At 43.6% G+C, this 24,679-nt stretch carries 24 protein-coding genes; 23 read left to right on the forward strand and 1 reads right to left on the reverse strand.

Translation table 11 applies throughout. The features are described from left to right. The first annotated feature begins 89 nt into the window (after positions 1-89). From AN944_RS13995 to AN944_RS14105, 23 genes are all read left to right on the forward strand, one after another. Positions 90-779, forward strand: a complete 690-nt coding sequence (locus tag AN944_RS13995) for a tetratricopeptide repeat protein (RefSeq protein WP_055025253.1) — start codon at positions 90-92, stop codon at positions 777-779. 73 nt (positions 780-852) lie between these two features. Beyond that, positions 853-2,004 (forward strand): sensor histidine kinase, encoded by a 1,152-nt coding sequence (locus tag AN944_RS14000; protein ID WP_235530922.1) that lies wholly within the window; start codon positions 853-855, stop codon positions 2,002-2,004. Between the two features lie 3 nt (positions 2,005-2,007). Continuing rightward, positions 2,008-2,628 carry a response regulator transcription factor gene (locus AN944_RS14005; RefSeq protein WP_055025254.1) on the forward strand — a complete coding sequence of 207 codons (621 nt, stop codon included), beginning with the start codon at positions 2,008-2,010 and terminating at the stop codon, positions 2,626-2,628. A gap of 207 nt (positions 2,629-2,835) precedes the next feature. Continuing rightward, positions 2,836-4,911: an ATP-dependent DNA helicase RecG gene (recG, locus tag AN944_RS14010; RefSeq protein ID WP_055025300.1), complete on the forward strand. Its 2,076-nt coding sequence runs from the start codon at positions 2,836-2,838 to the stop codon at positions 4,909-4,911. Between the two features lie 133 nt (positions 4,912-5,044). Further along, entirely contained in the window at positions 5,045-5,917 is an 873-nt protein-coding gene (locus AN944_RS14015) for a DUF3014 domain-containing protein (RefSeq protein WP_055025255.1), read from the forward strand. A 265-nt stretch (positions 5,918-6,182) separates the two neighbouring features. Beyond that, positions 6,183-6,953: a beta-ketoacyl synthase chain length factor gene (locus AN944_RS14020; protein ID WP_055025256.1), complete on the forward strand. Its 771-nt coding sequence runs from the start codon at positions 6,183-6,185 to the stop codon at positions 6,951-6,953. 18 nt (positions 6,954-6,971) lie between these two features. Beyond that, positions 6,972-7,820 carry a 1-acyl-sn-glycerol-3-phosphate acyltransferase gene (locus AN944_RS14025; RefSeq protein WP_055025257.1) on the forward strand — a complete coding sequence of 283 codons (849 nt, stop codon included), beginning with the start codon at positions 6,972-6,974 and terminating at the stop codon, positions 7,818-7,820. Positions 7,821-7,848: 28 nt separating this feature from the next. Beyond that, a complete protein-coding gene (locus AN944_RS14030) occupies positions 7,849-8,103 on the forward strand; it encodes a phosphopantetheine-binding protein (protein ID WP_055025258.1) in 255 nt (84 codons plus the stop codon). Positions 8,104-8,111: 8 nt separating this feature from the next. Continuing rightward, positions 8,112-8,360 carry an acyl carrier protein gene (locus AN944_RS14035; RefSeq protein WP_055025259.1) on the forward strand — a complete coding sequence of 83 codons (249 nt, stop codon included), beginning with the start codon at positions 8,112-8,114 and terminating at the stop codon, positions 8,358-8,360. Further along, positions 8,360-8,911 carry a hypothetical protein gene (locus AN944_RS14040; protein WP_055025260.1) on the forward strand — a complete coding sequence of 184 codons (552 nt, stop codon included), beginning with the start codon at positions 8,360-8,362 and terminating at the stop codon, positions 8,909-8,911. The genes AN944_RS14035 and AN944_RS14040 overlap by 1 nt, the downstream gene beginning before the upstream one ends. Further along, positions 8,904-10,271 (forward strand): AMP-binding protein, encoded by a 1,368-nt coding sequence (locus AN944_RS14045; RefSeq protein ID WP_055025261.1) that lies wholly within the window; start codon positions 8,904-8,906, stop codon positions 10,269-10,271. The genes AN944_RS14040 and AN944_RS14045 overlap by 8 nt, the downstream gene beginning before the upstream one ends. Beyond that, complete coding sequence (locus AN944_RS14050) at positions 10,264-10,647, forward strand: thioester dehydrase (protein ID WP_055025301.1); 384 nt, start codon at positions 10,264-10,266, stop codon at positions 10,645-10,647. Before AN944_RS14045 ends, AN944_RS14050 begins: the two co-directional genes overlap by 8 nt. Next, the gene (locus AN944_RS14055; RefSeq protein ID WP_055025262.1) at positions 10,644-12,398 is read left to right on the forward strand and encodes a glycosyltransferase; all 1,755 of its coding nucleotides are present in this window, start codon (positions 10,644-10,646) and stop codon (positions 12,396-12,398) included. Before AN944_RS14050 ends, AN944_RS14055 begins: the two co-directional genes overlap by 4 nt. A 4-nt stretch (positions 12,399-12,402) precedes the next feature. Beyond that, a complete protein-coding gene (gene hutH / locus AN944_RS14060; protein ID WP_055025263.1) occupies positions 12,403-13,965 on the forward strand; it encodes a histidine ammonia-lyase in 1,563 nt (520 codons plus the stop codon). 2 nt (positions 13,966-13,967) lie between these two features. After that, complete coding sequence (locus tag AN944_RS14065; protein WP_055025264.1) at positions 13,968-14,456, forward strand: thioesterase family protein; 489 nt, start codon at positions 13,968-13,970, stop codon at positions 14,454-14,456. Next, positions 14,453-15,316, forward strand: a complete 864-nt coding sequence (locus AN944_RS14070) for an outer membrane lipoprotein carrier protein LolA (RefSeq protein WP_055025265.1) — start codon at positions 14,453-14,455, stop codon at positions 15,314-15,316. Before AN944_RS14065 ends, AN944_RS14070 begins: the two co-directional genes overlap by 4 nt. Further along, positions 15,316-17,787 carry an MMPL family transporter gene (locus tag AN944_RS14075; RefSeq protein WP_055025266.1) on the forward strand — a complete coding sequence of 824 codons (2,472 nt, stop codon included), beginning with the start codon at positions 15,316-15,318 and terminating at the stop codon, positions 17,785-17,787. Before AN944_RS14070 ends, AN944_RS14075 begins: the two co-directional genes overlap by 1 nt. Before the next feature lie 16 nt (positions 17,788-17,803). Next, entirely contained in the window at positions 17,804-19,081 is a 1,278-nt protein-coding gene (locus AN944_RS14080) for an NAD(P)/FAD-dependent oxidoreductase (protein ID WP_082420024.1), read from the forward strand. Between the two features lie 2 nt (positions 19,082-19,083). Beyond that, positions 19,084-19,665, forward strand: coding sequence for a DUF3261 domain-containing protein (locus AN944_RS14085; RefSeq protein WP_055025268.1), 582 nt, complete (start codon positions 19,084-19,086; stop codon positions 19,663-19,665). A 73-nt stretch (positions 19,666-19,738) separates the two neighbouring features. Further along, a complete protein-coding gene (locus tag AN944_RS14090) occupies positions 19,739-20,977 on the forward strand; it encodes a beta-ketoacyl-[acyl-carrier-protein] synthase family protein (RefSeq protein ID WP_055025269.1) in 1,239 nt (412 codons plus the stop codon). Position 20,978: 1 nt separating this feature from the next. Next, positions 20,979-21,479 (forward strand): thioester dehydrase, encoded by a 501-nt coding sequence (locus AN944_RS14095; protein WP_055025270.1) that lies wholly within the window; start codon positions 20,979-20,981, stop codon positions 21,477-21,479. 71 nt (positions 21,480-21,550) lie between these two features. Then, positions 21,551-22,282: a 3-ketoacyl-ACP reductase FabG2 gene (locus AN944_RS14100; protein WP_055025271.1), complete on the forward strand. Its 732-nt coding sequence runs from the start codon at positions 21,551-21,553 to the stop codon at positions 22,280-22,282. Continuing rightward, the gene (locus AN944_RS14105) at positions 22,279-23,511 is read left to right on the forward strand and encodes a beta-ketoacyl-ACP synthase (RefSeq protein WP_055025272.1); all 1,233 of its coding nucleotides are present in this window, start codon (positions 22,279-22,281) and stop codon (positions 23,509-23,511) included. The genes AN944_RS14100 and AN944_RS14105 overlap by 4 nt, the downstream gene beginning before the upstream one ends. A gap of 9 nt (positions 23,512-23,520) precedes the next feature. Here the strand turns inward: AN944_RS14105 and AN944_RS14110 are convergent, their stop codons facing one another. Then, complete coding sequence (locus AN944_RS14110; RefSeq protein ID WP_055025273.1) at positions 23,521-24,651, reverse strand: 2OG-Fe(II) oxygenase; 1,131 nt, start codon at positions 24,649-24,651, stop codon at positions 23,521-23,523. Between the last annotated feature and the right edge of the window lie 28 nt (positions 24,652-24,679).

Raw genomic sequence — 24,679 nt, forward strand, 5'->3', positions numbered from 1 at the left:
AACTGATGACGTTTGTGCCTGCACACATTCACGCCAATATTGAATACTAACTCTGCACTCAACACACACTTGAATAAACGGAGTTAATCATGAAAACATTATTTATTGCCGCTACCTTATCTTTAGTCAGTCAAACCAGTGTCGCAGATATCAGTAGTATTGATGCAGCAGCCAATACCATGAACCTTGAAGCGCTCAATCAAATCAGCCAGCAAAGTGTTGATTATGAACATGCATATGCCCAATACCGTATTGCAATTACTGCCAATATTTTAGGACAACGTGGTGTCGCAAAACGTGCGCTTACTGATGCACAAGCCACACTTGAAGCAGTTATCAGTCGTGAAGATCATGCTGAATCGATGACATTACTCGCGCAAATCTATGGCATGCAAATCGCTTATGACGGCGCTAAAGCCCAACAATTATCATCTAAAGCAGGCGCTTTATTACAGCAGGCTGAACAATTAAGTCCCGATAACCCTCGAATTGCATTAGTTAAAGCTATGAGTGCATTTTACACGCCTGCGCAATATGGTGGAGGTTACGACAAAGCCAGTGAGTTGGCCTCAATAGCCATTGCACGCTATCAAAACCCTTGTGATGAGATCTGTTGGGGACATGCTGAAGCTTACACTTGGCGAGGTCTTGCCAAACAAGAGCTCGGTCAACAAGACGCTGCAGAGCAGGACTGGCAACAAGCGTTAACCATTAATCCAGACTATGGTTGGGCTAACTTCCTGCTAAACCCAACCTCTACAGTGAATGCTAGTCAATAATGCCACGGGGCCTGTAAGCTACTGCTACCCATTGCCGATGGGTTGCAGTATGCTAACTTGTTAAGGAAAGGTTATGAATACTCAAGATACTGGCAATCAGTCTGCTCAAGGAATGGTTCACACGGATATGACCACTAACGAAAACAACCACCCAGAAAAAGCCTACAAGCAAAAAACGGCTTGGGTCTATTTGTTAAACCTCACTTTTTATTTCATACCTATTTGGTTTATGCGTGATGATGTTATGCGTGTAAGCATTAGTCTATTGCTATTAATTCCGTTCTTATACGGTTATTTTTGGGCTTATAAAAGTAGCCAAGCAAAAGCCATATACCCTATATCCTTAATGATTTCGACTGCGGTTATCGCCAGTTTATTTACCAGCGGCGGAATTTCATTTTTTAGTTTTGCGGGCTTTTTTATTGGTTTTTTTTACTCATTACGCACCAGCATTATCAGCTTTATCGCCATCAGTATTGGGTTATGGACACTAAACTATTTTGTAGGGTATCCCGCATTTTATTTCCCGCTATACGGCATGTTAATCGTGTTTGTGGTGGGATTATTTGGTGTAGTAGAACATAACAATGAGCGAATTAGACGTCAGCAACGTCAATCAAATGATGAAATTGCCAGTTTAGCGACTGCCCTTGAACGAGAAAGAATTGCTCGAGATCTTCACGATATTATGGGTCACAACTTATCGTCTATCGCCCTTAAAGCGCAGTTAGCGGAAAAACTCGTTGAAGCAGGAAACCTGCCTTTAGCAAAAGAACATTTGAGTCAATTAGCAGAAATAGCCAGAGACAGCCTTAGTCAAATCAGACAAACAGTATCGGATTATAAACATAAAGGCTTGGCTGACACCTTACAGCAATTAACCGCATCCCTTCGAGAGCAAAGCATAGAAGTGAACGTCAACGGTCAACTGCCCGAGATGCCCAAGTTATATGAATCACAACTAGGGTTAATGTTTACTGAACTAGTCAATAACATGCTCAAGCACGGCACCGCAACTGAATGTTGGTGGCAGTTTAGCCATCAAAACAACACCCTAAACGTACGTTTATCTGATAATTCATCAACACAGGCGATAGTGGAAGGGAATGGACTAAAAGGCATCGCAGAACGGGCTCAATTGCTCAAAGGCGCATTTAACTATCAAATTACCGATGGTTATCAGTTCACGATTTCATTGCCTCTTTCTACCGATAAGGACAGCTGATTCATGAAAATTTTACTGGCAGAGGATCAAGCTATGGTGAGAGGAGCGCTTTCAGCACTGCTCACTCTTAGCAATGATGAAACCATTGGCCCAGTTGAAGTCACAGAAGCCGAAGACGGCACTCAGGCTATTGCGTTACTCAAACAACACTCGTTTGATTTACTGCTCAGTGACATCGAAATGCCAGGGCATACAGGCCTTGAATTAGCGCAATGGCTTAAAGAACAGCAAGGTGCAGCACTGCAAACCAAAGTCATTATCTTAACCACCTTTGGTCGAGCCGGTTATATCAAGCGAGCGCTTGGCTGTGGCGTCGATGGCTTTTTATTAAAAGATGCCCCCACAGAAAGTTTATTATCGGCAATCAAGCAGGTCATGGCTGGCAAAAAGGTGATCGATCCTGAGCTTGCAATCAGTGCCATCGGGGATATTGATCCGCTAAATGATAAGGAACGAAAAGCGTTACGATTTGCCAGCGAAGGATTATCTACCAGTGATATTGCCGCAAAGCTGTTCATTGCCGAAGGGACAGTCAGGAATTACTTGTCTGAAGCGATCAGTAAGCTTAATGCCAGTAATCGTATTGATGCTGCCCGTATCGCTAAACAAAAAGGCTGGTTATAGCGTTGCTTAGCTGCCAAAAAGGGGAATATTATTGCCTTGTATTCAAACTCTGCTAAGATAGGCATAAATATCTGTATATATTTACAGTACTATTGTCTCTAGCAAGCATTCTCACTCGATAGTGAACTGTATAACTTATTGGATAACTCTGTTAACCCTTGCTAGCATGATAGCGCCAACACTCGACAATATGAAGGCATTGTGGATTTGCAACCATTGGATCAGGTTCCTATTACCGACTTAAAAGGCGTAGCCAAAAAAGTCGCTGAAAAACTCGATAAGCTGGGTATTAAAACAGTACAAGATGTGCTGTTTCATCTGCCTATGCGCTACGAAGATCGCACCCAAATCTATCCCATTGCGAGTTTATATCCTGCCATGTATGGCACTGTCGAAGCAGAAATCATTTCTACCCAAATTGTCCCTGGCCGCAAACGCATGCTGACCTGCACTATTGCAGACGACACAGGAATGCTAACCCTACGTTTCTTTAACTTTTCAGTTGCCCAACGTAATGGCATGCAAAACGGCGCGATTATTCGCGCTTATGGTGAAATTAAGCGCGGTAAAAGACACTTTGAGATTATTCATCCCGAATACAAGATAATCAAAGAAGGCGAGAATCCAGCATTAAGTGATTCACTGACCCCCATTTACCCTTCAACAGAAGGTCTTAAACAAGCCAGTTGGATTAAACTAACCGAACAAGCACTGACTCACCTAACTCACGGCGGGTTAACCGAGTTGCTCCCCGCCGAGTTGCAACCCAATAATATGAGTATTAGCCATGCTTTACAGTTAATACATAGGCCTCCCAATGACATCGAACAAGCTGACTTGGAGATGGGGATGCATCCAGCTCAGCAGCGGTTAGTGCAAGAAGAGTTATTGGCGCACAATTTAAGTATGCTAAAGCTGCGTCAACGTAACAACCTTGATAAAGCTGTCACACTTTCGGCAACAGGCCAACTACTAAACCCGTTTTTAAAAGCCCTGCCCTTCAAACCCACAGGGGCTCAACAGCGAGTGGTCGCAGACATAAGCCGAGATATTGAGAAACCAACACCAATGATGCGTTTAGTGCAAGGTGATGTCGGTTCAGGAAAAACCTTAGTTGCTGCACTGGCAGCGCTACAAGCCATTGAAAATGGCTACCAAGTGGCGATGATGGCACCCACCGAATTGTTGGCTGAACAACATGCTATTAATTTTGCAGCGTGGTTTGAGCCGCTCGGACTAAAAGTCGGCTGGCTTGCAGGTAAACTAAAAGGCAAGGCAAGGGCTCAATCACTAGCGGATATCGCTGATGGTAGCGCCAATATGGTCATTGGCACCCACGCCATCTTCCAAGAGCAAGTCAATTTTGACAAATTAGCACTGATAATTATCGATGAGCAGCATCGCTTTGGAGTGCATCAACGGTTGGGCCTACGTGAAAAAGGCATTAGCCAAGGTTTTCATCCTCATCAATTGATCATGACAGCCACTCCGATACCTCGCACATTAGCAATGACAGCTTATGCCGACTTAGAAACCTCTATCATTGATGAGCTACCACCTGGCAGAACGCCTGTCAGTACAGTTGCTGTGAGTGATAATCGCCGTGATGAAGTCATTGAGCGGGTCAAGCAAGCAGCCTTAAACGACAATCGACAAATTTATTGGGTCTGCACCTTAATTGAAGAATCTGAAGTGCTGGAATGCCAAGCTGCTGAAGATACAGCAGAAGAGCTCAGTCGTTTATTACCAGAGCTCAACATTGGTCTGGTGCATGGACGAATGAAAAGCGCAGAAAAACAGCAAATAATGGCTCAATTTAAAGCGGGTGAGCTACATTTACTAGTGGCAACCACTGTGATTGAAGTTGGTGTTGATGTACCCAATGCCAGTTTGATGATTATTGAAAACCCCGAAAGGCTGGGCTTAGCGCAATTACACCAATTACGTGGTCGTGTCGGTCGCGGCTCAGTCGTGAGTCATTGCCTACTGCTTTACAAAGCGCCATTGTCGCAAACAGCAACAAAACGACTTGGTGTATTAAGGTCGAGTAATGACGGTTTTGTTATTGCCCAAAAAGATTTAGAGATCCGCGGCCCAGGTGAAGTGCTCGGCACTCGTCAAACTGGGCTGGCAGAAATGAAAATAGCAGATTTGGTCAGAGACCAGTATTTAATTGAAAACACCCAAAAACTTGCCGCACATGTCATGCGACAAGTACCTGAAAATGTTGATGGCATCATTCACCGTTGGTTAGGTGATCGCCAGCAATACGTACAAGCATAAATTATTGTTAACTTAGGTCTATTATCACTAGACAAGCGTTAATAATATTGCAGAATGAGTGATGAGCTTGAGGCTAAACAATATTTATCTCGTGTTCAGTTCCACTTTTGATGTTTAAAGCTAAGGAATAGAAATGCAAGTCAATCAAGAAGACAGAGCAACACCACAATCGAGCCGTGCAGGTGGCAGCAATGCAGGTGTTATCGGCGTAACCATTGCCGTTATTTTGGCTGGTGCAGGTTATTTCTATTTCACGTCAGAGCCGTCTGAACCTGAGGTGATAGCCCCAACACCAGTACAATTGCCAGAGCCGGTGCCTGAACAGCCCATCGAGCAAGAGCCAATTGAAGAAGTGATTGTTGAACCAGAAGTGGTAGAGCCGACCGAAATCATTCCAACAGAACCTGAAGTGGTCGTTGAACCACTACCAGCACTGACCGAAAGTGATGATTTTGTAGAGCAAAAAACCATTGAAATGGCTGATGGAATGAAAATCGAATCCATCATCCTTAAAAAAGACATTGCTCGCCAGTTTGTGGTATTTGTCGACAACATGGCACAAGGTGAAGTCATTCATAAAGCCAGCCCTTTAAAAGGTCCTAAAGACAGCTTTAGCGTCAGTGAAATTACCGACAAAATCTACTTAAACCCAGACAGCTACCACCGTTATGATCTCTATGCAGACATGATAGCGGGCATGAATGATGAACAGTTAATCAGTACTTTTGAAGAGTTATCGCCTTTATTTGACGAAGCATTTGAAGAACTTGGTTATAGTGACATGAGCTTCAATGAACGTATGGTAGAAGCATTTGATGTGATTTTGGCAGCCCCCATTATCGAAGATCCAATTGAGCTGTCATCAATCAGTGTTAACTATTTATTTGTTGACCCTAAACTTGAGTCGCTACCTAACATTCAAAAATTAATGGTGCGCATGGGGCCTGAAAATACCAAGAAAATCAAAGGTGCTGTAAGAAAGCTTAAACAACAGCTAAACAACTAGCTTTTGTAGGTATTTTTAGTACTAGCCAACCTATCGCAGCCAAACCCTAATCGAATAAGAGCAAGTTACTCGATTAGGTTTGCAGTTCAAGCACCCACAAAATAGCGACCTTATGTCGCTATTTTTTGTTTTTGTGATGCTAAATATTACGGTACAATTGCTGACGTTATTAAATTAACAACAAGCTGCCATATTCATAGCGTCCAAACCCTATCGATGTGGCCATCTCAGCAAGGGATACCTGAGTCGTACCAGAGGCAATGTAGTGCAATTAGTATTTGATATTCTTTCATGGGGCGCATGGTCTCTAGACTTTCAAGATAAAGAAAGCTGGCGCCAATGGGATAATGCTGCCAACCCAACTACAGAAAATAAAACCTCTCCCGCTTTAGCTCACGTGCCAGCCATGCAACGTCGCCGTTTTAGCCGCTTAACTAAAATGATGCTGACTGCAGCCCATGACTGCCAACCCGCAAAACATTGCCGCAGCGTGTTTGCTTCTCGTCATGGCGAACTCACTCGCACACTGGGTTTATTACAAGATATTGTTGATAAAGAAGCGCTTTCTCCATTAGCTTTCAGCCAGTCAGTACACAACACAGCCAGTGGCATTTACGGTATAGTGAGTGGCAATACCGCAGCTTCAACTTCTGTTGCAGCAGGTGAAGAAAGCCTATCCCAAGCCATGATTGAAGCATTTGCGCAGCTAGCTGAAAACCCGGAACCGGTTCTGCTTGTCTTTGGTGACGATCCTGTCCCGCCTATTTACAATCAATACACCCAAGAATATGAATTACCTTTGGCAATGGGCTTATATCTTGCCCCAGCCAACAGCACTGAGCATCAGCACACTGTTCTAGGTCAATTGACGCTATCAAACGGCAATACAAACGAGTCCCAGCCAATCAGTTATGCGCAATTTATTCATGCTATTGCTTCGCAAACTTCGCTAACAGGTCAATTGGCTCATTGGCAGTGGCAATTGACGCCACAATTAGATCATGACCACACGACCCAGCGACATGAAAGTCGTTGATATTATAAGTTGCAGAGTATGACGAATAAAAACAGCGCAGTAGAGTTCCCTGAACCGGCCCCTTACTTAACGGGGCTAGCATATGTACCTCGTTGGATAGGTGGCACCTTATGTTATGTTGTTTTTGGTTTAGGTGGACTATTAAGCTCGCTCACTGTTTTACCTGTATTACGTTTGTGGCCGGGTACAAAACAGCAACGAATTGCCAGAGTACAAAAAGCGGTCCACATTATGTTTAAAGGTTTTGTGTGGATGCTCAGTGCAACCGGAGTCATTAAAGTCAGTACCAAAACGCTCCCTAGCTTAAGCGAGGCAAAAGGAGTGATAGTGGTGGCTAATCACCCAACCTTGGTTGATGTGGTGGTGTTAATCAGTTTAATGCCCAATGCCGGTTGTATTGTTAAACAAGGATTATGGCGCAACCCCTTTATACGCGGTGTATTAGCATCAGCAGGGTATATTCCTAATCGTGGTGCAGACTTGTTACTAAAAGACTGTCAGCAAGTGTTAGCAACAGATACAAACTTAATTATTTTCCCAGAAGGCACTCGTACCCTTGTGGGGGCTAAAACAAATCCATTTGCACGTGGCGCTGCAAATATCGCATTACGTACACAAACTGATATCATGCCAGTCATACTTCGTATTGATGTGGCCGGACTGACAAAGCAGCAACCTTGGTACGAACTACCAAGGCAAACAATCAATATGTCTGTAGAAATGGGCGCACCTTTTGAGTACCTAAGGTATGATGCTAGTCAAAACAATGAAGCTAAAATGGCCAGAGTTCTGACAAGAGAGTTGCAGCAGTATTACGCTGAGCAACTCACAGCATTACCGCCATTACGCAACATGAGCAAACATTAATTACACCAATCACAATTAGAATATTAATATGAATTTACACAACGAAATTAAGCAGCTCATTATTGACTGCCTCGACTTAGAAGATGTCAGTATCGACGATATTGAAACTGACGCACCACTATTTGGTGAAGGCTTAGGATTAGACTCAATCGATGCGCTTGAGCTAGGTTTAGCAATTAAAAAGCAATTCGATATCAAAATAGAAGCTAATTCAGAAGCAACTAAAGCACACTTTTACAGCGTAGCAAGCTTAGCTAGCTTTATTGAATCACAGCGTTCTTAGGAGTCATCATGGAAAATCGTGATCAAATCCTAGACATGTTGACGCAAATTTTAGTCAATGATTTTGAAATTGAAGCAGAAGATATCACCTTAGATGCTTCACTTTATGAAGCACTTGATTTAGACAGTATTGATGCTGTGGATTTAGTGATAAAGCTTCAACAAATGACCGGAAAAAAGATTCAACCAGAACAATTTAAAACAGTGCGTACAGTTGAAGATGTCGTTAATGCGATTGAAGGTTTAATGAAAGATTAATGGTGCTAGTACTGCAAATTATCACCGCCATCGCACTTATTTGCTACCCGATAGCGGTGTATTTAGGTTTGCAGTTCTTACCACCAGGCGCAATAGCATTACTGCTTTGTGCTGTATTAATTGCGCGACTTGCGCTGAGTAAGCAACAACTTAAGTCTATGGCGCTGCCGCTACTGGTGGGCATTGGACTCACAGCTGCGAGCTTTATTGCTAAACGCAATGATTGGTTACTGTTCTACCCAGTGGTGATAAACCTCACCATGCTAGGGCTATTTAGTTACTCACTAAAACAAGGCCCAAGTATGATTGAACGTTTGGCCAGATTAAAAGAACCAGATTTACCTGATTCGGCCATTGGTTATTTAAATAATGTTACCCGTTTATGGTGTGGATTATTTATCATCAATGGCAGTTTCGCGCTCTACACTGCACAGTTTGCCTCGCTTGAATGGTGGACGCTTTATAATGGATTCATTGCCTATATCCTCATGGGTTTATTACTCGGTGGAGAATGGTTATATCGCAAATTTTGGTTGAAAAAACATGAATAACTTGCTGATAAACTGGCTACATAATGGCCCTAAAACGCAACAATTAATTAGTTTCAATCATCATGACATTGTGACGGGTTCACTGTTTACAGCCCATGTTGCCCATCTATTTGAACAACTTAATGCCAGCCCGATCAAACGTTGGTTACTCGCAGCTGAAACCAGTGATTTATTTGCTGCTGGCATGTGTGCAGCCTTGCTTGCAGGTAAGCAAGTGGTTTTGCCCGCTAATATCCAAGGTGGCACGCTAACTGAGCTAAACCATGCCTTTGATGGGGTAATTTCAGATCAACCTCTTAGTGAAGTTAAGCAATTTATTTTGCTTAAAAAAGAGCTCGGCCTTGCCAATAAATCTTGGCCTGAAACCAGCCAAATTGGCGAGTTAGTTTTATTCACATCAGGGAGTAGCGGCGAACCTAAAGCCATTGCAAAGTCAATTGAACAACTGGATGCTGAAGTCAGCATTTTAGAACAAACCTTTGCATCTCGACTGCCACAGTGCAGCGTTATTTCTACCGTTTCACATCAACATATTTATGGTTTGTTATTCAAAATATTGTGGCCTTTAGCTGCAAGTCGTCCGTTTTTAAGTGATCTCGTTGAATACCCTGAAACCTTAAGTTACTACATCGCCTTAATGCCGAACTTATGCTTGATAAGTAGCCCAGCCCAATTATCACGCTTGCCAGAAGCTTTGGAGTTTGAACAACAACAGTTAGCACCAAGTCTGATATTCAGTTCAGGTGGCCCTTTGTCATACGATGCCTCTCAGCACATTCATACCTGCTATGGTCAGTTCCCTATAGAGGTCTTTGGCAGCACAGAAACAGGCGGTATTGCCTATCGACGTCAAATGGAGCCAAACAGAACTTGGCTTCCTTTCAGCTGCGTTGAGATATGTGAGAATGATGAAGATGGTGCATTGATGCTCAAATCACCTTATTTACCTGCCAGTAATGGATGGATGAAGTGTGATGACAAGATTGAATTAGCTGAAGATGGCCGTTTTACCTTGTTACACCGACTCGACCGAATCGTAAAGGTGGAAGAAAAACGTTTATCTCTAGCGCAAATGGAAGGCTTGCTCTGCACTCATCCGTTTGTGAAAGAAGCTGCTGTGGTTCAACTAACCGAGCCAAGAATCATGCTAGGTGCGGCAATTTGCTTATCTGAAGAAGGATTAGAGCAGCTTGATGATGCCGGTAAATTAAGTGTCAATAATCACCTTAAAAAGCATCTATTAAGTCAGTTCGAACGAGTCACGTTACCACGCCGCTGGCGCTATCCTGATACATTACCGCTTAACGCACAGGGTAAGCGTGTACAAACCGATCTATTAGCAGTATTCAATGATGATTAAATCAGCGTTACCCCAAATATTAGCGCAACACAGCAATGAAGATGAGATCTGTTGGCGGATCTTTGTGTCTGCCGAGTTAGATTATTTTAAAGGCCACTTTGAAGAACAAGCCGTATTACCTGGCGTCACCCAACTTGATTGGGCAATTCAGCTTGGCTGCCAAGCATTTGGATACGAGCCTACCGTTGCCACGCTAGAAGTGCTTAAATTTCAACAATTAATGTTACCTGATACTGAAGTTGAGCTATTCATTAGCCATAATGCCGCCAAGTCAAAATTAACCTTTAGTTATCGTGATGGTGACAAACGGTTTGCTTCAGGCCGCATCGCATTAGCTTTGGCCTCTGCAACATGCAATAAGGATAGCCAATCATGAAACTGGCTCTGATTATTCCCAATTATAATCATCAACAAGCCATTGCTGACACATTAATCGCTTTAGCACCTTTAGGCTTGCCTTGTTATTTAGTTAACGATGGTAGTAATGATGAAACGCGTTATTTATTGCAATCATTAGCAGATAAGTATGATTGGGTAACCTTACTAACGCATCCCTTTAATCGAGGTAAAGGCGCAGCAGTTACCACAGGTCTGCGGGCAGCTTATGCAGATGGCTATAGCCATGCTTTGCAAATTGATGCCGACGGTCAGCACTGTCTAGATGATATTCCAGCCATGATTGAAGCCGCATCAGAACAACCTGTTGCGTTGATTTCAGGCAAACCCGAATACGATGAGTCAGTTCCTAAAGGGCGTTTATATGGCCGTTATATCACCCACTTTTGGGTGTGGGTTGAAACCCTGAGTTTTGATATTCAAGACTCAATGTGCGGTTTTAGGGTTTACCCTCTTGCTGCTACAGAGCAGCTATTTAAACAGCAAGCGTTAGGCGAACGCATGGACTTTGATATTGAAATCATGGTCAAGCTGCACTGGCAAGGTGTACCAATCAAGCATATTTCTACCAAGGTGATTTACCCTGAAGATGGCATTAGTCACTTTCAAGGTATTAAAGATAATGTCCGCATTTCAGCAATGCATACCGGCTTATTTTTCGGGATGCTAAAACGTTTGCCGCAAATTCTGTCAAAAAAAAACGCTAATAAGCACTGGTCAGCTATGGGTGAGCGTGGCAGTTATTGGGGAATTAAGCTCATTGCTGACAGCTATCGTTTAGGCGGTCATTGGCTTTGTAGAGCAATCATGTACCCTGTGATTTGCTACTTCTTCCTTACTGGCGTAACCGCAAGAAACGCCTCCATGGACTTTTTACGTCGAGTTAAGCGTAAACATCCGCAGCATGAACAATTATCTGATCCTGTTACTTGGCGAGACAGCCTGAAGCACTTTTTTGCTTTTGGAAATGCGGCACTGGATAGAATCGATGCATGGTGCGATCGTATTAAACTGGCACAGGTAGACTTTCCTGACAGACACGTTTTAGCAGACCAAGTGGCATCTGGCCAAGGTGCAGTATTATTGGTGTCTCACTTAGGTAACCTTGAACTTTGCCGTGCGATCTCTATCCACCAGCAACAAGTCAAAGTCAATGTGATGGTGCTGACCAGTCATGCAGAAAACTTTAATAACGTGCTAAAACAATTAAACCCAAATAGTGGTTTAAATCTGATTCAAGTCAATGAATTGGGACCAAGCACGGCGATGCTATTACAAGATAAAATTGCCGCTGGAGAATTAGTCGTTATCGCAGCAGACCGCACCTCATCTGATACTGCCGGTCGCGTTTTTTATAACGACTTTATTGATCAACAAGCTGCATTCCCACAAGGCCCCTTTATTCTAGCTGGGCTACTTGATTGTCCGGTTTACACTATGTTTTGTTTACAAGAGCATGGTCGTTATCGTGTCCATGTCGAACACTTGTCAGACAGTTTAAAAGGGCCTCGTAAAGGTCGAACAGAGCGATTAGCTGACGCGGCGACAGAATATAGCCGCCGACTTGAGCATTTTGCGACACAACAACCATTGCAATGGTTTAATTTTTACGATTTTTGGCGCCGTGATGAAGACTCCCAAAGAGATTCAGGCCCCACAGAAGTGACACCTTCGACTGAGCTGTCGTCGCCCTCACATTCAAGCAATCCCAATTTCAAGCAGGAACAGTAATACCATGAGCCAATCAACCACTTCTTCAGCAGCAACTTTGGCAACGGTCACTTTCGGTCAGCAATCTATTAGCTTAGAGCAAGTTGTCAGTGTCGCAAAAGGCGCACCAGTAAAGCTAAATGATAGCCAGCAATACCAAGAGTACATTCAAAAAGGCGCACGCTTTATTGATAGTCTCTTACATGAAGAAGGTGTGGTTTACGGGGTAACAACCGGTTATGGCGACTCATGTACTGTGACAGTCGGATTAGATTTAGTCCACGAGCTACCGCTGCATTTATCACGTTTTCACGGCTGTGGTTTAGGAGATATATTCTCGCCAATGCAGTCGCGTGCCATTATGGCTTGTCGTCTCAATTCCTTGGCTGTTGGTAAATCAGGTGTCACTTACGAGTTATTACAGCGTATTGAGCTACTGCTAAATTTAGACATTTGCCCTGTAATACCAGAAGAAGGATCGGTAGGCGCAAGTGGTGATTTAACCCCGTTATCTTATTTAGCAGCCGTTTTAGTCGGTGAGCGAGAAGTGACATATCAAGGTCAACGTCGCGCTACAAAAGACGTATACGCTGAGCTAAATATTGTGCCATTAACCCTTCGTCCAAAAGAAGGCTTAGCCTTAATGAATGGCACTGCGGTTATGACGGCTTTAGCTTGTTTAGCGTATGACCGAGCTCAGTACTTGGCACGATTATCAAGTCGTATCACCGCCATGGCATCATTAACGCTCAAAGGAAACTCGAACCACTTTGATGATATTTTATTTGATGCTAAGCCTCACCCAGGCCAAAACCAAATTGCCACCTGGATTCGTGAAGACTTAAATCACCATACCCATCCAAGAAACTCTGACAGACTGCAAGATCGCTACTCGATTCGCTGTGCTCCACATATTATTGGCGTACTGCAAGATGCATTACCTTTCATGCGTCAGTTTATTGAAACTGAATTAAACAGTGCTAATGACAACCCGATTGTCGATGGTGAAGGTGAGCATATTCTTCACGGTGGTCATTTCTATGGTGGCCACATCGCCTTTGTCATGGATTCAATGAAAAACACTGTGGCTAACTTAGCTGATTTAATTGACCGTCAAATGGCGTTAGTCATGGATCCTAAATTCAACAATGGGTTACCTGCTAATTTATCTGCAGCAACTGGCGCACGACAATCCATTAACCATGGCTTTAAAGCGGTACAAATTGGCGTATCCGCTTGGACTGCTGAGGCACTTAAAAATACAATGCCAGCCAGTGTTTTTTCACGCTCAACTGAATGCCACAACCAAGACAAAGTCAGTATGGGCACCATTGCAGCTCGAGACTGTATGCGAGTATTACAGTTGACTGAACAAGTCGCAGCTGCTGCACTGCTCGCAATGACTCAAGGTATTCACCTGCGAATTGCTCAACAAGAGTTGGCAGAAGAATCATTAACCCCTTCTTTGGCGAAAACCGTTCAACAAGTCAGTGCAGACTTTGAATTATTAACCGAAGATCGCCCACTTGAAGCCGTTTTACGTCAAAGTGTTAGCAAGATTCAGCTCGGTGAGTGGGAGGTCTGTTAACAATGAAAGCCATTTTTAGCACTGAATTAGAAATGATAGTGCCTTTTCATGATGTCGACTCTATGGGCATCACTTGGCATGGTAACTACTTACGCTATTTCGAGGTTGCCCGTTGTAAGTTACTTGACGAACTTGGCTATAACTATCGTCAAATGATGAATTCAGGCTATGCTTGGCCGATTGTTGATACCCAGCTTAAATATGTAAAAAGTAGCACCTTCGATCAAAAGCTCATTGTCCATGCCGCAATTGTTGAATGGGAAAATCGATTACGGATTAATTATCAAATTAAAGATGCTGACACCCAGCAACGCATCACCAAAGGCTATACCATTCAGGCTGCCGTTGAGATTAACACTGAAGAGTTGTGCTTCGTTACTCCGGATATATTTCGCGCGAGAATCCTGCCATTACTGGACGAATCAAGCCTCACTGATGAGCTCATTCAGGAACGTGAGCGATTATCATCACTGAAGGTGAGTGCGTCATGAAGTCCCTAGGCCGTTTTTACTGTGTACTCGTATTTTTCCTGCTAGTAGGTCAAACTTACGCATATGGCAATGGCGCAGACAAGACGAATGGCTTTGAGCTTAAGCAAGCTCAAACAAGTGAGCAAAGTGTCGGCGACACCACACAGACAAGCCTACCCGCTAATACAGTACCTAAAAAAATACAGCCAACAGCACTCAGCACAGCGCAAGTTGTCACTCTCTTTAATACGACCGCCTCCAACGAGCAGTTAACCCATCTTGCGAGCCAACTACAACTCGGGACGCAAGCCAAGGGGCTGTTTCAACAAACTCGCCATTTAGCGGTGTTAAAACGTCCACTAAAAAGTGCTGGTCAGTTTATGTTTAGCCAAGACATTGGCTTACTATGGCAACAGCAAACCCCTTTTAAAAGCACCTTGTTATTGAAGCAAAATACCCTGTTTCAACAAGACAGCTTTGGCAATATTCAACAAACAACAGCAAACCAAACCAGTTCAGCTATGGCAGAGCAACTACCGCAATTAATGCAAGGTCTTCTCACGGGGGATGTTGATGCGTTAGCTAAAGATTTTCATCTATACATGGCGCCCCAAATTGACCAACACAACCCATATTGGCAGCTGGGGTTAGTGGCCAAAGACCCGCTAATTGCTAAAGCCATCGGGGCTATGGTGCTCGAAGGACAGCAGCAAATACATCGCCTTACCATGCTATCTGAAAAGCCAACAATCGCCGAAAAAGACCAATTAAGCGGAGATAAAACCGTTATCGAGTTTGTGCATGTCAGCCCAACCCTTAGCAAAATGGATTTACAACAATTTGACCTTAAACCCACACCATCCGTGACTGAGGGTCAATAATGTCACGCCTTGCCAGCTGGTTTAACTCACCGCAACACGCATTATCACGATTTATCGTTTGGTGTTTACTCATCATAGTCGTCAGTGGATATGGGATAAATTTATGGCAAGCCGGTGCGACGATTCAAAGTAATATTTTGGCGATGCTGCCTAAAATATCAGAAGCACCACTGACCCAAACGGCATTAAATCGTGTCGAAAAACGCTTAGCCGATCAAGTTTATATCGGCCTGATTGCCGATAACAACGCTGAAGCGGTTAATGCGGCAACCCTGCTGATTAACCAGCTAAAACAAGAGCCAAGCGTCTTTACTGATGTTCGTAGTGGCGACAGTCATACCATGCAAGCCTTGAGCAAATACTACTTCTCAAAGCGGTTTATGTTACTGACAGAAAAACAACGGTCGGCACTTGGCATCACAGCACAAGGCTCGCCCTTATTAACGTCGAGCACACCCAAGCCATTGCCTCCTCAATGGCAAGGATTGCTCACTGCCGCGCAGCAACAGCTATATAGCGGTTTTGGTTTTGCCAGTAGCGCATTGTTAACGCAAGACCCACTACTGCTTTTTCCTGATAATTTACTGGCACTCGCGCCAATCAACTCGCTTTCCACTGAACAAGGAATACTGCTTGGTTCTAGCCAATCTCAGCCCGTTGCTATTGTTATTGCCAAAGGAGTACAAAGCGCTTTTAGTCCTCAAGGACAAGCAGATCAAAGCCGAGTGCTAACCGACAGCTTAGCGGAGATAAGCCGCCAATATCCTCAGATAGACACGATCCAAGCAGGCACCTTATTTCATGCCCAAGCAGCAACTGAAACCGCCAAATTTGAGATTTCGACCATTGGCAGCATCTCCCTAATTGGCGTGATGCTGTTAGTATGGTTCGCTTTTAGAAGTGTTATGCCGCTATCACTAGCCGTTGTGACACTTTCTAGCGGCTTTTTATTTGCCACAGTGGCCACACTCGCCCTATTTGGTGAAATGCACTTACTGACGCTGGTATTCGGTACTAGCTTAATTGGTGTGGCAATAGACTATAGCTTCCATTTTTACTGTGAAAAAATGGCGTTAAAAAACCAATCGGCCACTCAAGTCATTCAACGAATATTGCCAGCATTAACACTGGCATTAGTGACCAGCAGCATCGCATTTATCGCGATTGGTTTAACCCCTTTTCCCGGCATGCAGCAAGTCGCAATCTTTTGCGCTGCAGGCCTGTTTGGTGCTTATTTAACCCTAGTGTTTGCCTATCCTTTATTAGCCAATCATCGCTTACCTAGCGCGACTAAGGCATTATCATGGGCAAGTCGTTACCTAAATTGGTTAAATACAATCATCATCAGCCCCACTGATCGCAAGCTATCCAAAACAGCGATTGTGATGATGGTTGGCATACCTCTATTTATCGGCTTAGGTTTTACCCAACTCAGTAACGATGATGATATTCGTAACTTACAGCAAAGCCCTGATCGCATTGTCCAAGCCGAAAACCAGCTGAGGCAAATACTGAGTGGTGGCACTGACAATCAGTTTATTCTAGCCAGCGCTGATACCGAACAAGGTTTATTATCTCAGCTTGAACAGACTCAATCACTATTATCCCAAGCAGTAGAGGCAAACGAGATACAAAGCTTTGTTAGCCTAAGCCCCTATTTACCTAGCAAGTTGCAACAGCAGCAAAACTATCAAGCATATCAGGCACTCTACCTGCAGCACTTAGATGACATTACTGCAGGCCTTGGAATCGATGAATCCATTAAACCAGCGCTGCTCAAGCAGCTTGAGCAAGCAAGCAGCCAATTCATCGAACCAAACGCAGTGCTTAACATTGCAGGTGATGATTTAGCGGCATTATGGTTAGCACCATCAGAACACTCTCAAAGCCAGCAATATGGCAGTATTATCTTACTCGGCGGGATTAATGATTTAACAGCGTTAACACAACGAGTTAATGACAGCCAATTATCTATTACTGTAGTAGATAAAGTCGGTGAAATTTCTCAATTAATGAGCCAGTTTCGGCTCATTACATTGCAATTGTTGGCCCTAGTTTGCGCCATCGCTATTGTCATCTTTAGTGTAAGATTTGGTCTTAAATTGGCGGCAGCGATTGTGCTGGTTCCAGTCAGTTCCATTCTACTGACCTTAGCCAGTTTGGGTATTGTCGGTTCGCCATTAAGTTTGTTCCACGCGTTGGCATTAATTTTAGTGCTCGGTATTGGAATTGATTACAGTTTATTTTTTGCTTCGGTAAAACCGCATAAGAAGGCAGGGGCTAATGGAGTGATGATGGCAGTCTTTATGTCGGCTTGCTCAACATTGCTCGCTTTTGGATTGTTAGCACTCAGTCAAACCAATGCGATACATTATTTTGGCTTAACATTGTTGTTTGGGATCGGGTTTACCTTTTTACTCGCACCACTTATCAGTTTCATAACAAGAGAAGTTACCCAATATGGAAAGTAACCCATTCGGCACTAGCATGGATGAAAACAGTGCAAACTTACCTCAACATCTGCACGTCGATGTAGTGATTATAGGCGCAGGCCCTTCTGGCGCAGTAGCGGCTAGCTTATTACACCAGCAAAGAAAACGCGTATTGGTTGTAGAAAAGCAGCACTTCCCTCGATTCTCTATTGGAGAAAGTTTATTACCTTGCTGCATGCAATTTATTGAACAAGCCGGCATGTTGCCAGCAGTTGAAGCGGCGGGATTTCAATTTAAAAATGGCGCAGCATTTCGCCGAAATAATCAGTACACGACTTTTAATTTTACTGAAAAATTTACTCCCGGTCCTGGCACCACCTTTCAGGTACAACGAGGCCAGTTTGATAAGATATTGGCAGATACAGCGGTATCGCAAGGGGTAGAGATTCGCTATGGCCATAGTGTTAATGCTATCGACTTAGGCGAAAACCAACATGCCTCACCAGTGCTAACGGTGACTGATGAGCAAGCAAACAGTTATCAAATTACGGCACAATATGTACTTGATGCCAGCGGTTTTGGTCGAGTGCTTCCAAGGTTATTAGATCTTGAGCAAGCATCTAGCCTGCCTTCACGCAGTGCAATATTCACTCATATTGACGATAATATTACTGATGCAAATTTTGACAGAGAAAAAATTCTCATCAGCGTCCATCCGACACAAAAAGATATTTGGTATTGGCTTATTCCGTTCAGTAATGGCCGCTGCTCAATTGGGGTGGTCGCAGAGCCTCACTTAATTGAACATCACCAAGGTGATTTAGAGCAGCAATTATGGCAACTGATTAACGAAGAGCCTGGTTTAAAAGCGTTATTAAGCCAAGCTAAGGTCGTGCAAGAATGTGCGACGTTAAAAGGTTATTCAGCCAATGTGTCAACGTTAGCCACGCCTCAATTTGCACTATTAGGTAATGCTGGTGAGTTTTTAGATCCGGTATTTTCATCCGGTGTCACCATTGCAATGCAGTCAGCACAAATGGCTGCAACGACATTAGTGAAGCAGCTCGATGGCGAACAAGTTGATTGGGAGCAAGATTATGCCAAGCCCTTAATGCTTGGCGTAAATACCTTTAGAACTTATGTTCAAGCTTGGTATGACGGACGCTTCCAAGATGTAATTTTTTACAACGATCCTAATCAAACCATTAAACAAATGATTTGTTCCATCCTCGCAGGCTACGCTTGGGATACGAACAACCCTTTTGTTAAAGATTCAGAGCGCCGACTCAATATGATTGTTGATTTGTGCCGTGAACAAACGATAGCGAGTTAATCATGCGTCAATTAATGCCAGTCATAGGAATACTACTCGTCATGTTAACCACAGGCTGTAGCCACCAGCTACAGCGACAAACTTGCGTAAAGCTGACGCCAGAAGTGAATTATTGCTTGGCACCTTTGTTACAAAACAGCTCCAATAGCGAGCAAGTGTTAAGTCAGAAGATTAGCTTTACCCATGGTGAAAAGCATCACGAACTACTCACAGAACTTGCATTAGACACCTCAGAAATGACCTTAGTCGGCCTTGCTCCAATTGGACAGCCATTATTTACGGTCACCTATAACGGCGATGAAGTGTTAAGCCAACAGAACGTGTTAATGGGTGAAGATTTTAAAGCTGAGTATTTAATGGCAATTATGCAGCTGATATATTGGCCTCATGAGCAGGTCAATGGCTATTTAAACCAAGGTGAAATGATTGACTTTGATTGCCAACAACCACGATGCAGTGCGTTAATGGTGAATAAAAAACACGCGATTACAATTGATTACTCCGATGTTAACCCTTGGAAATCCAATGTGAGCTTACATTTTCCAGCCGCGAATATCACCCTAGTGATTACGCCATTGCTATAATGCAAAAATGTTGAGCCAGCAAAGTGCTATCTGGCTTTTCTAACATCACTGAATTTGAGATGAAACATTAACTATGAGCTGTGCCATAGCAATTACACAAATCGGGCTTTGTACGCCACTAGGCAATAGCAGTGAAGACGTGCTGCAAAACTTGCTATCAGCAAGCACTGACGCCATGGTGCTGCGTGATGACTTGCTGTTTAATGCAAGCACACGAGTCGGCGCCATTAATAATGCTAACCTTTTGGACATTCCTGCTGAATTGACGCAATTTGATTGCCGTAATAATCAATTGCTTTACACCGCCGCAGCCTCAATAACAGCCGATATCGAGCACGCTAAAAAGCAATACGGTGCAGATAGAGTGGCAGTGGTGCTAGGCACCAGCACATCAGGCATCTCTAAAGGCGAGGCAGCACTGGCCTATCATCAACAACATGGTGAATTTCCACCTAGCTATCATTATGCCCAACAAGAACTTGGCAGCACGAGCGACTTTTTGCGTCAGCTATATCAATTAAGCGGCCCTTGTTACACAGTTTCTACGGCATGTTCATCGAGTGCCAAAGTATTCGCTAGTGCTAAGAGATTACTTTTAGCTGATTTATGTGACGTTGTTATTGTTGGCGGTGTGGATAGTTTATGTCAATTAACGTTAAACGGCTTCAATGCCTTAGAGTCAGTGTCTAAAGGCTTATGTAATCCCTTTAGCCAACACCGTGATGGAATTAATATAGGTGAAGGTGCCGCCTTATTTGTGCTGAAAAAAGCACAGGAGGATGCGCAATCACGCTCGAAATCTCAGGTCTATTTAGCGGGTATTGGCGAGTCATCAGACGCTCACCATATTTCAGCGCCCCACCCTCAAGGCTTAGGTGCAATTAGCGCTATGCAGGCAGCACTTGCCGATGCCAGTATCACTTCTGCACAAATTTCTTACGTTAACTTGCATGGTACAGCAACGCCTAAAAATGATGCGATGGAATCCTTAGCCATGCAGCAAGTTTTTAATTCAAGCAATAACAACGAAGCGGCAAGCATCCCTTTATGTAGCTCGACAAAACCCTTAATTGGCCATTGCTTGGGCGCTGCTGGCGCCATTGAGGCGGCTTTTTGTTACTTATTGCTCAGTGACGCTAATCAGCAGCAACAATTACCGCCGCACGTATGGGATCAGCAACAAGATATGAATAACCCGATATTGCCATTCGTTACTCCAGGACAATCAGCCGAGCTCACATTCATCATGAGTAACTCGTTTGCCTTTGGCGGCAGTAATGCCAGTGTTATTTTTGCAAAAGCGGAGCATTAAAATGACTGAGCAACAGACCAAGCTAATCGCTCCTGAAACATTGCTATCGCAAGATATATCAGCCTTTGTGCCTCATAAAGCACCGATGATATTAGTGACACGCATTATTAAACATCAACCTGATAGCCTCACCACTGAAGTTGAGATCACTGAGCAAAGCGCTTATTTCAGTCAACAATTGAATGGCGTCCCTAACTATGTTGGTATCGAATACATGGCGCAAAGTATTGCCGCATTAGCAGGCGTGGAAGCGCACCTTATTGAAGATAAAATTCGAGTCGGCTTTTTATTGGGCACCCGTAAACTGAGCATGATGCAGCCAACGTATCTGCTCAATAACACATATCAAGTTGATGTGACTCGTTTATATCAAGAAGCATCAGGACTTGCGGTGTTCGATTGTCAAATTACTCTTGATAATGAAATCATTGCCTCAGCCAATGTTAATGTATTTCAGCCTCAAGATACCCAAGCTTATATCAATGAAACCTTATCGACTTAGGCTCGATATCAGTGACGAGCGTACTATGAACACAACGATTAATGTAAACCTGCAGTCCCTACGGAGAAACAATGACAACAACAAATAGAGTCCTAGTGACAGGTTCAAGTCGTGGTATAGGTAAAGCCATCGCGCTCAAACTTGCAGCGCAAGGCTTTAATATTGCCATCCATTTTCACAGTAACACTGCAGCGGCACAGCAAACTCAATCAGAAATCCAAGCCTTGGGTGTCGAAGCCAGTTTAATTCAATTTGATGTAGCAGACCGACAGGCTGCGAAGCTGCAAATTGAAGCTGATATTGAACAACATGGCGCTTATTACGGCGTGATTTTAAATGCAGGTATCACCAAAGATACTGCTTTCCCGGCAATGACAGAAGATGAATGGGACAGTGTTATTCACACCAACCTGGATGGATTTTATAATGTCATTCAGCCAACCATTATGCCAATGATCCAAGCTCGTAAAGGCGGTAGAATCATCACTATGGCATCAGTTTCTGGCATCGCTGGTAATCGAGGTCAAGTGAATTACAGCGCATCAAAAGCTGGACTTATCGGAGCGACAAAAGCACTGTCTTTGGAGCTTGCCAAACGCAAAATTACCGTCAACTGTATCGCACCAGGTTTAATTGAAACCGACATGGTTAGCGACTTCCCTAAGGACATGGTTAATCAAATCGTACCGATGCGCCGTATGGGTAAAGTGAATGAAATCGCCGGGCTCGCCAATTTCTTAATGTCTGAAGATGCAGCCTACATTACTCGCCAAGTGATTTCGGTCAATGGAGGCATGATATGAGCCATAGAGTTGTTATCACAGGTATTGGCGGTATTTCAGCATTGGGCCAAGACTGGCCAACTATCGCTAAACGGCTACAAGATAAATACAACTGTGTGATCACGATGACTGAGTGGGATAAATACCCTAATCTCAATACTCGTCTTGCCGCGCCAATAACCGATTTCGAGCAACCCAAGCATTACTCTCGAAAAAAAACCCGTTCCATGGGACGTGTCTCAATCATGGCAACGCGTGCCAGTGAAATTGCATTAGAAGATGCAGGCTTACTCGACGATCCGGTTGTGTCATCAGGAGATATGGGCATCGCTTACGGCTCATCAACTGGCAGTACAGACCCCATTATTGGTTTTGGTGACATGCTGAAACATGGCGATATGTCCGGCATCAATGCCACCAGTTATATTCGTATGATGGCCCATACTACCGCTGTCAATGTCGGCGTATTTTTCGGCCTAAAAGGCCGAGTGCATACAACAAGTAGCGCTTGCACTTCAGGAAGCCAAGCAATTGGCTACGCCTATGAAGCCATTAAGTTTGGACAGCAAAAACTGATGCTTGCAGGTGGCGGTGAAGAACTTTGCCCAACAGAAGCTGTAGTATTTGATACTTTATTTGCCACCAGCACGAAAAATGACTCACCAACAACGACACCAAGACCATTTGATCGTCAGCGCGACGGTTTGGTTATTGGAGAAGGCGCTTGCACCTTAGTGCTTGAGCAGCTTGAACACGCTGAAGCCCGTGGCGCTAAAATTTACGCGGAGCTCGTTGGGTTTGGCACTAATTCAGACGGGTTGCATATCACTCAACCCAATGCAGAAACAATGGAAGTGGCGATTCGATTGGCTATAAAGGATGCTGCAATCGCACCAGAGCAAGTGGGTTATATCAATGCCCATGGCACTGCAACTGATCGAGGCGATATTGCAGAATCACAAGCAACTTACGCAGTATTTGGTTCACATACCCCTATATCATCATTGAAAAGCTATACAGGGCACACCTTAGGTGCATGCGGCGCACTCGAAGCTTGGGTCAGTATAGAAATGATGAATGCAAATTGGTTTGCACCCAGCTTAAACCTTGATGAAGTTGACCCTGAGTGTGCACCATTAGATTACATTCAAGGCGAAATTCGCTCTATCAGCACAGACTATGTCATGAGTAATAACTTCGCCTTTGGCGGGATTAATACTTCGCTTATTTTTAAACGTTGGCAGGGATAAGACGCTTACCTAACGTACATGTAATTGTTGTAAACATTTTAGGTAGGACGTCGGCTTTACTCTTAACCATTTTGAGTAAAGCCATTTCTCACCTTTTATGACAGGCATTCCTTGGTGTAAAGATAAGGGTAAAGGCCCGTAACTATTATCGGTATTATTAAACACAACCAACCGTTTTTGTTTTGCTCGCACCGATTTCGATAACCTTGGAAAGTGCGTGTCTCCCCCTTGCTCAACATCATTAAGGTAAATTAAAACAGTTTTGAATCGTTGACCGCCATCTTTTAAAGCTTGTTCGCTGCCTTTATCGTTTGGGTGAAAAAAATCATAATGTGGCTTATATTCTTCCCCAACCTCATATTTAAGAACATTACTTAACTCACCGTTTTCGATAGGGATGTTGAAATAAGCAGCGATTTTCATCTCAATGTTAAGTAGCACCCAATCATTAGCAGTAGGCGCTAGTTGAGCCACAGAGCCTGTTCTAACATTACTCACAATATTTGAGCCACTCTCGCCATCAACAACCATAGAGCGCTTAAGCTCGCACAGTGCGCAGTTTTTTAGCCACAAACACTCAAAGTCAGTTAAGAAATCATCAACATAAAATAAGTTAATCTCAGGCGCTACCGATTCATACGTTAACTTAGAAAGGTCAGCCCTACGGATATCATTAAAGTCTAATAACGCTTCTTCATTGTCAGAAATTAAACCAAGTGACTCAGTTAACTGATTCACCTCTGAAATATGACGATTCTTCGTTAAAATTTGACTAGCTTTAGCAACAACGCCCTGTTGTAAATACAAATTTGCAGCAGCAATAATTGCCTCGGGATCGCCTTGCTTGAAAGCACTAAACAGATATGGTCGGAAGTCCACTCCCACCTCAGGGTGAAAATACAATATAAAAGCGGCTTTAAAATTAGCACCAGCAATATTCCCTTTGCACAGTTCAAAAAGGTACTTTAAGCCTATTTGTGGAGATTGCTGTAACAACAAGTCAGCCTTCATCAATAACGCTTCTTCGATAGCTAAATCAACCAAAGGTTGAAGCAACTCATCTGCCTTTGAAAAACGCTTATCTAGAATCAAAGCGTTTATCGTTTTTAATGCTTTTCTTGAATCTTCGCTTAAGGACATAGACTTCTTAATGATGTTAAACTGAACA

It is taken from the genome of Shewanella sp. P1-14-1 (assembly GCF_001401775.1).
Lineage (GTDB): Bacteria > Pseudomonadota > Gammaproteobacteria > Enterobacterales > Shewanellaceae > Shewanella > Shewanella japonica.

Bases quoted from the DNA above. Each gene is read 5' to 3' on its own strand.
- AN944_RS14080 (WP_082420024.1), top strand. From the start codon at position 17,804: ATGGATGAAAACAGTGCAAACTTACCTCAACATCTGCACGTCGATGTA.
- AN944_RS14110 (WP_055025273.1), bottom strand. From the start codon at position 24,651: ATGTCCTTAAGCGAAGATTCAAGAAAAGCATTAAAAACGATAAACGCT.
- AN944_RS14045 (WP_055025261.1), top strand. From the start codon at position 8,904: ATGAATAACTTGCTGATAAACTGGCTACATAATGGCCCTAAAACGCAA.
- AN944_RS14015 (WP_055025255.1), top strand. From the start codon at position 5,045: ATGCAAGTCAATCAAGAAGACAGAGCAACACCACAATCGAGCCGTGCA.
- AN944_RS14035 (WP_055025259.1), top strand. From the start codon at position 8,112: ATGGAAAATCGTGATCAAATCCTAGACATGTTGACGCAAATTTTAGTC.
- AN944_RS14040 (WP_055025260.1), top strand. From the start codon at position 8,360: ATGGTGCTAGTACTGCAAATTATCACCGCCATCGCACTTATTTGCTAC.
- AN944_RS14050 (WP_055025301.1), top strand. From the start codon at position 10,264: ATGATTAAATCAGCGTTACCCCAAATATTAGCGCAACACAGCAATGAA.
- AN944_RS14070 (WP_055025265.1), top strand. From the start codon at position 14,453: ATGAAGTCCCTAGGCCGTTTTTACTGTGTACTCGTATTTTTCCTGCTA.
- AN944_RS14030 (WP_055025258.1), top strand. From the start codon at position 7,849: ATGAATTTACACAACGAAATTAAGCAGCTCATTATTGACTGCCTCGAC.
- AN944_RS14085 (WP_055025268.1), top strand. From the start codon at position 19,084: ATGCGTCAATTAATGCCAGTCATAGGAATACTACTCGTCATGTTAACC.
- AN944_RS14065 (WP_055025264.1), top strand. From the start codon at position 13,968: ATGAAAGCCATTTTTAGCACTGAATTAGAAATGATAGTGCCTTTTCAT.
- AN944_RS14105 (WP_055025272.1), top strand. From the start codon at position 22,279: ATGAGCCATAGAGTTGTTATCACAGGTATTGGCGGTATTTCAGCATTG.
- hutH (WP_055025263.1), top strand. From the start codon at position 12,403: ATGAGCCAATCAACCACTTCTTCAGCAGCAACTTTGGCAACGGTCACT.
- AN944_RS14005 (WP_055025254.1), top strand. From the start codon at position 2,008: ATGAAAATTTTACTGGCAGAGGATCAAGCTATGGTGAGAGGAGCGCTT.
- AN944_RS13995 (WP_055025253.1), top strand. From the start codon at position 90: ATGAAAACATTATTTATTGCCGCTACCTTATCTTTAGTCAGTCAAACC.
- AN944_RS14025 (WP_055025257.1), top strand. From the start codon at position 6,972: ATGACGAATAAAAACAGCGCAGTAGAGTTCCCTGAACCGGCCCCTTAC.
- AN944_RS14055 (WP_055025262.1), top strand. From the start codon at position 10,644: ATGAAACTGGCTCTGATTATTCCCAATTATAATCATCAACAAGCCATT.
- AN944_RS14000 (WP_235530922.1), top strand. From the start codon at position 853: ATGAATACTCAAGATACTGGCAATCAGTCTGCTCAAGGAATGGTTCAC.
- AN944_RS14075 (WP_055025266.1), top strand. From the start codon at position 15,316: ATGTCACGCCTTGCCAGCTGGTTTAACTCACCGCAACACGCATTATCA.
- AN944_RS14100 (WP_055025271.1), top strand. From the start codon at position 21,551: ATGACAACAACAAATAGAGTCCTAGTGACAGGTTCAAGTCGTGGTATA.
- AN944_RS14090 (WP_055025269.1), top strand. From the start codon at position 19,739: ATGAGCTGTGCCATAGCAATTACACAAATCGGGCTTTGTACGCCACTA.
- AN944_RS14095 (WP_055025270.1), top strand. From the start codon at position 20,979: ATGACTGAGCAACAGACCAAGCTAATCGCTCCTGAAACATTGCTATCG.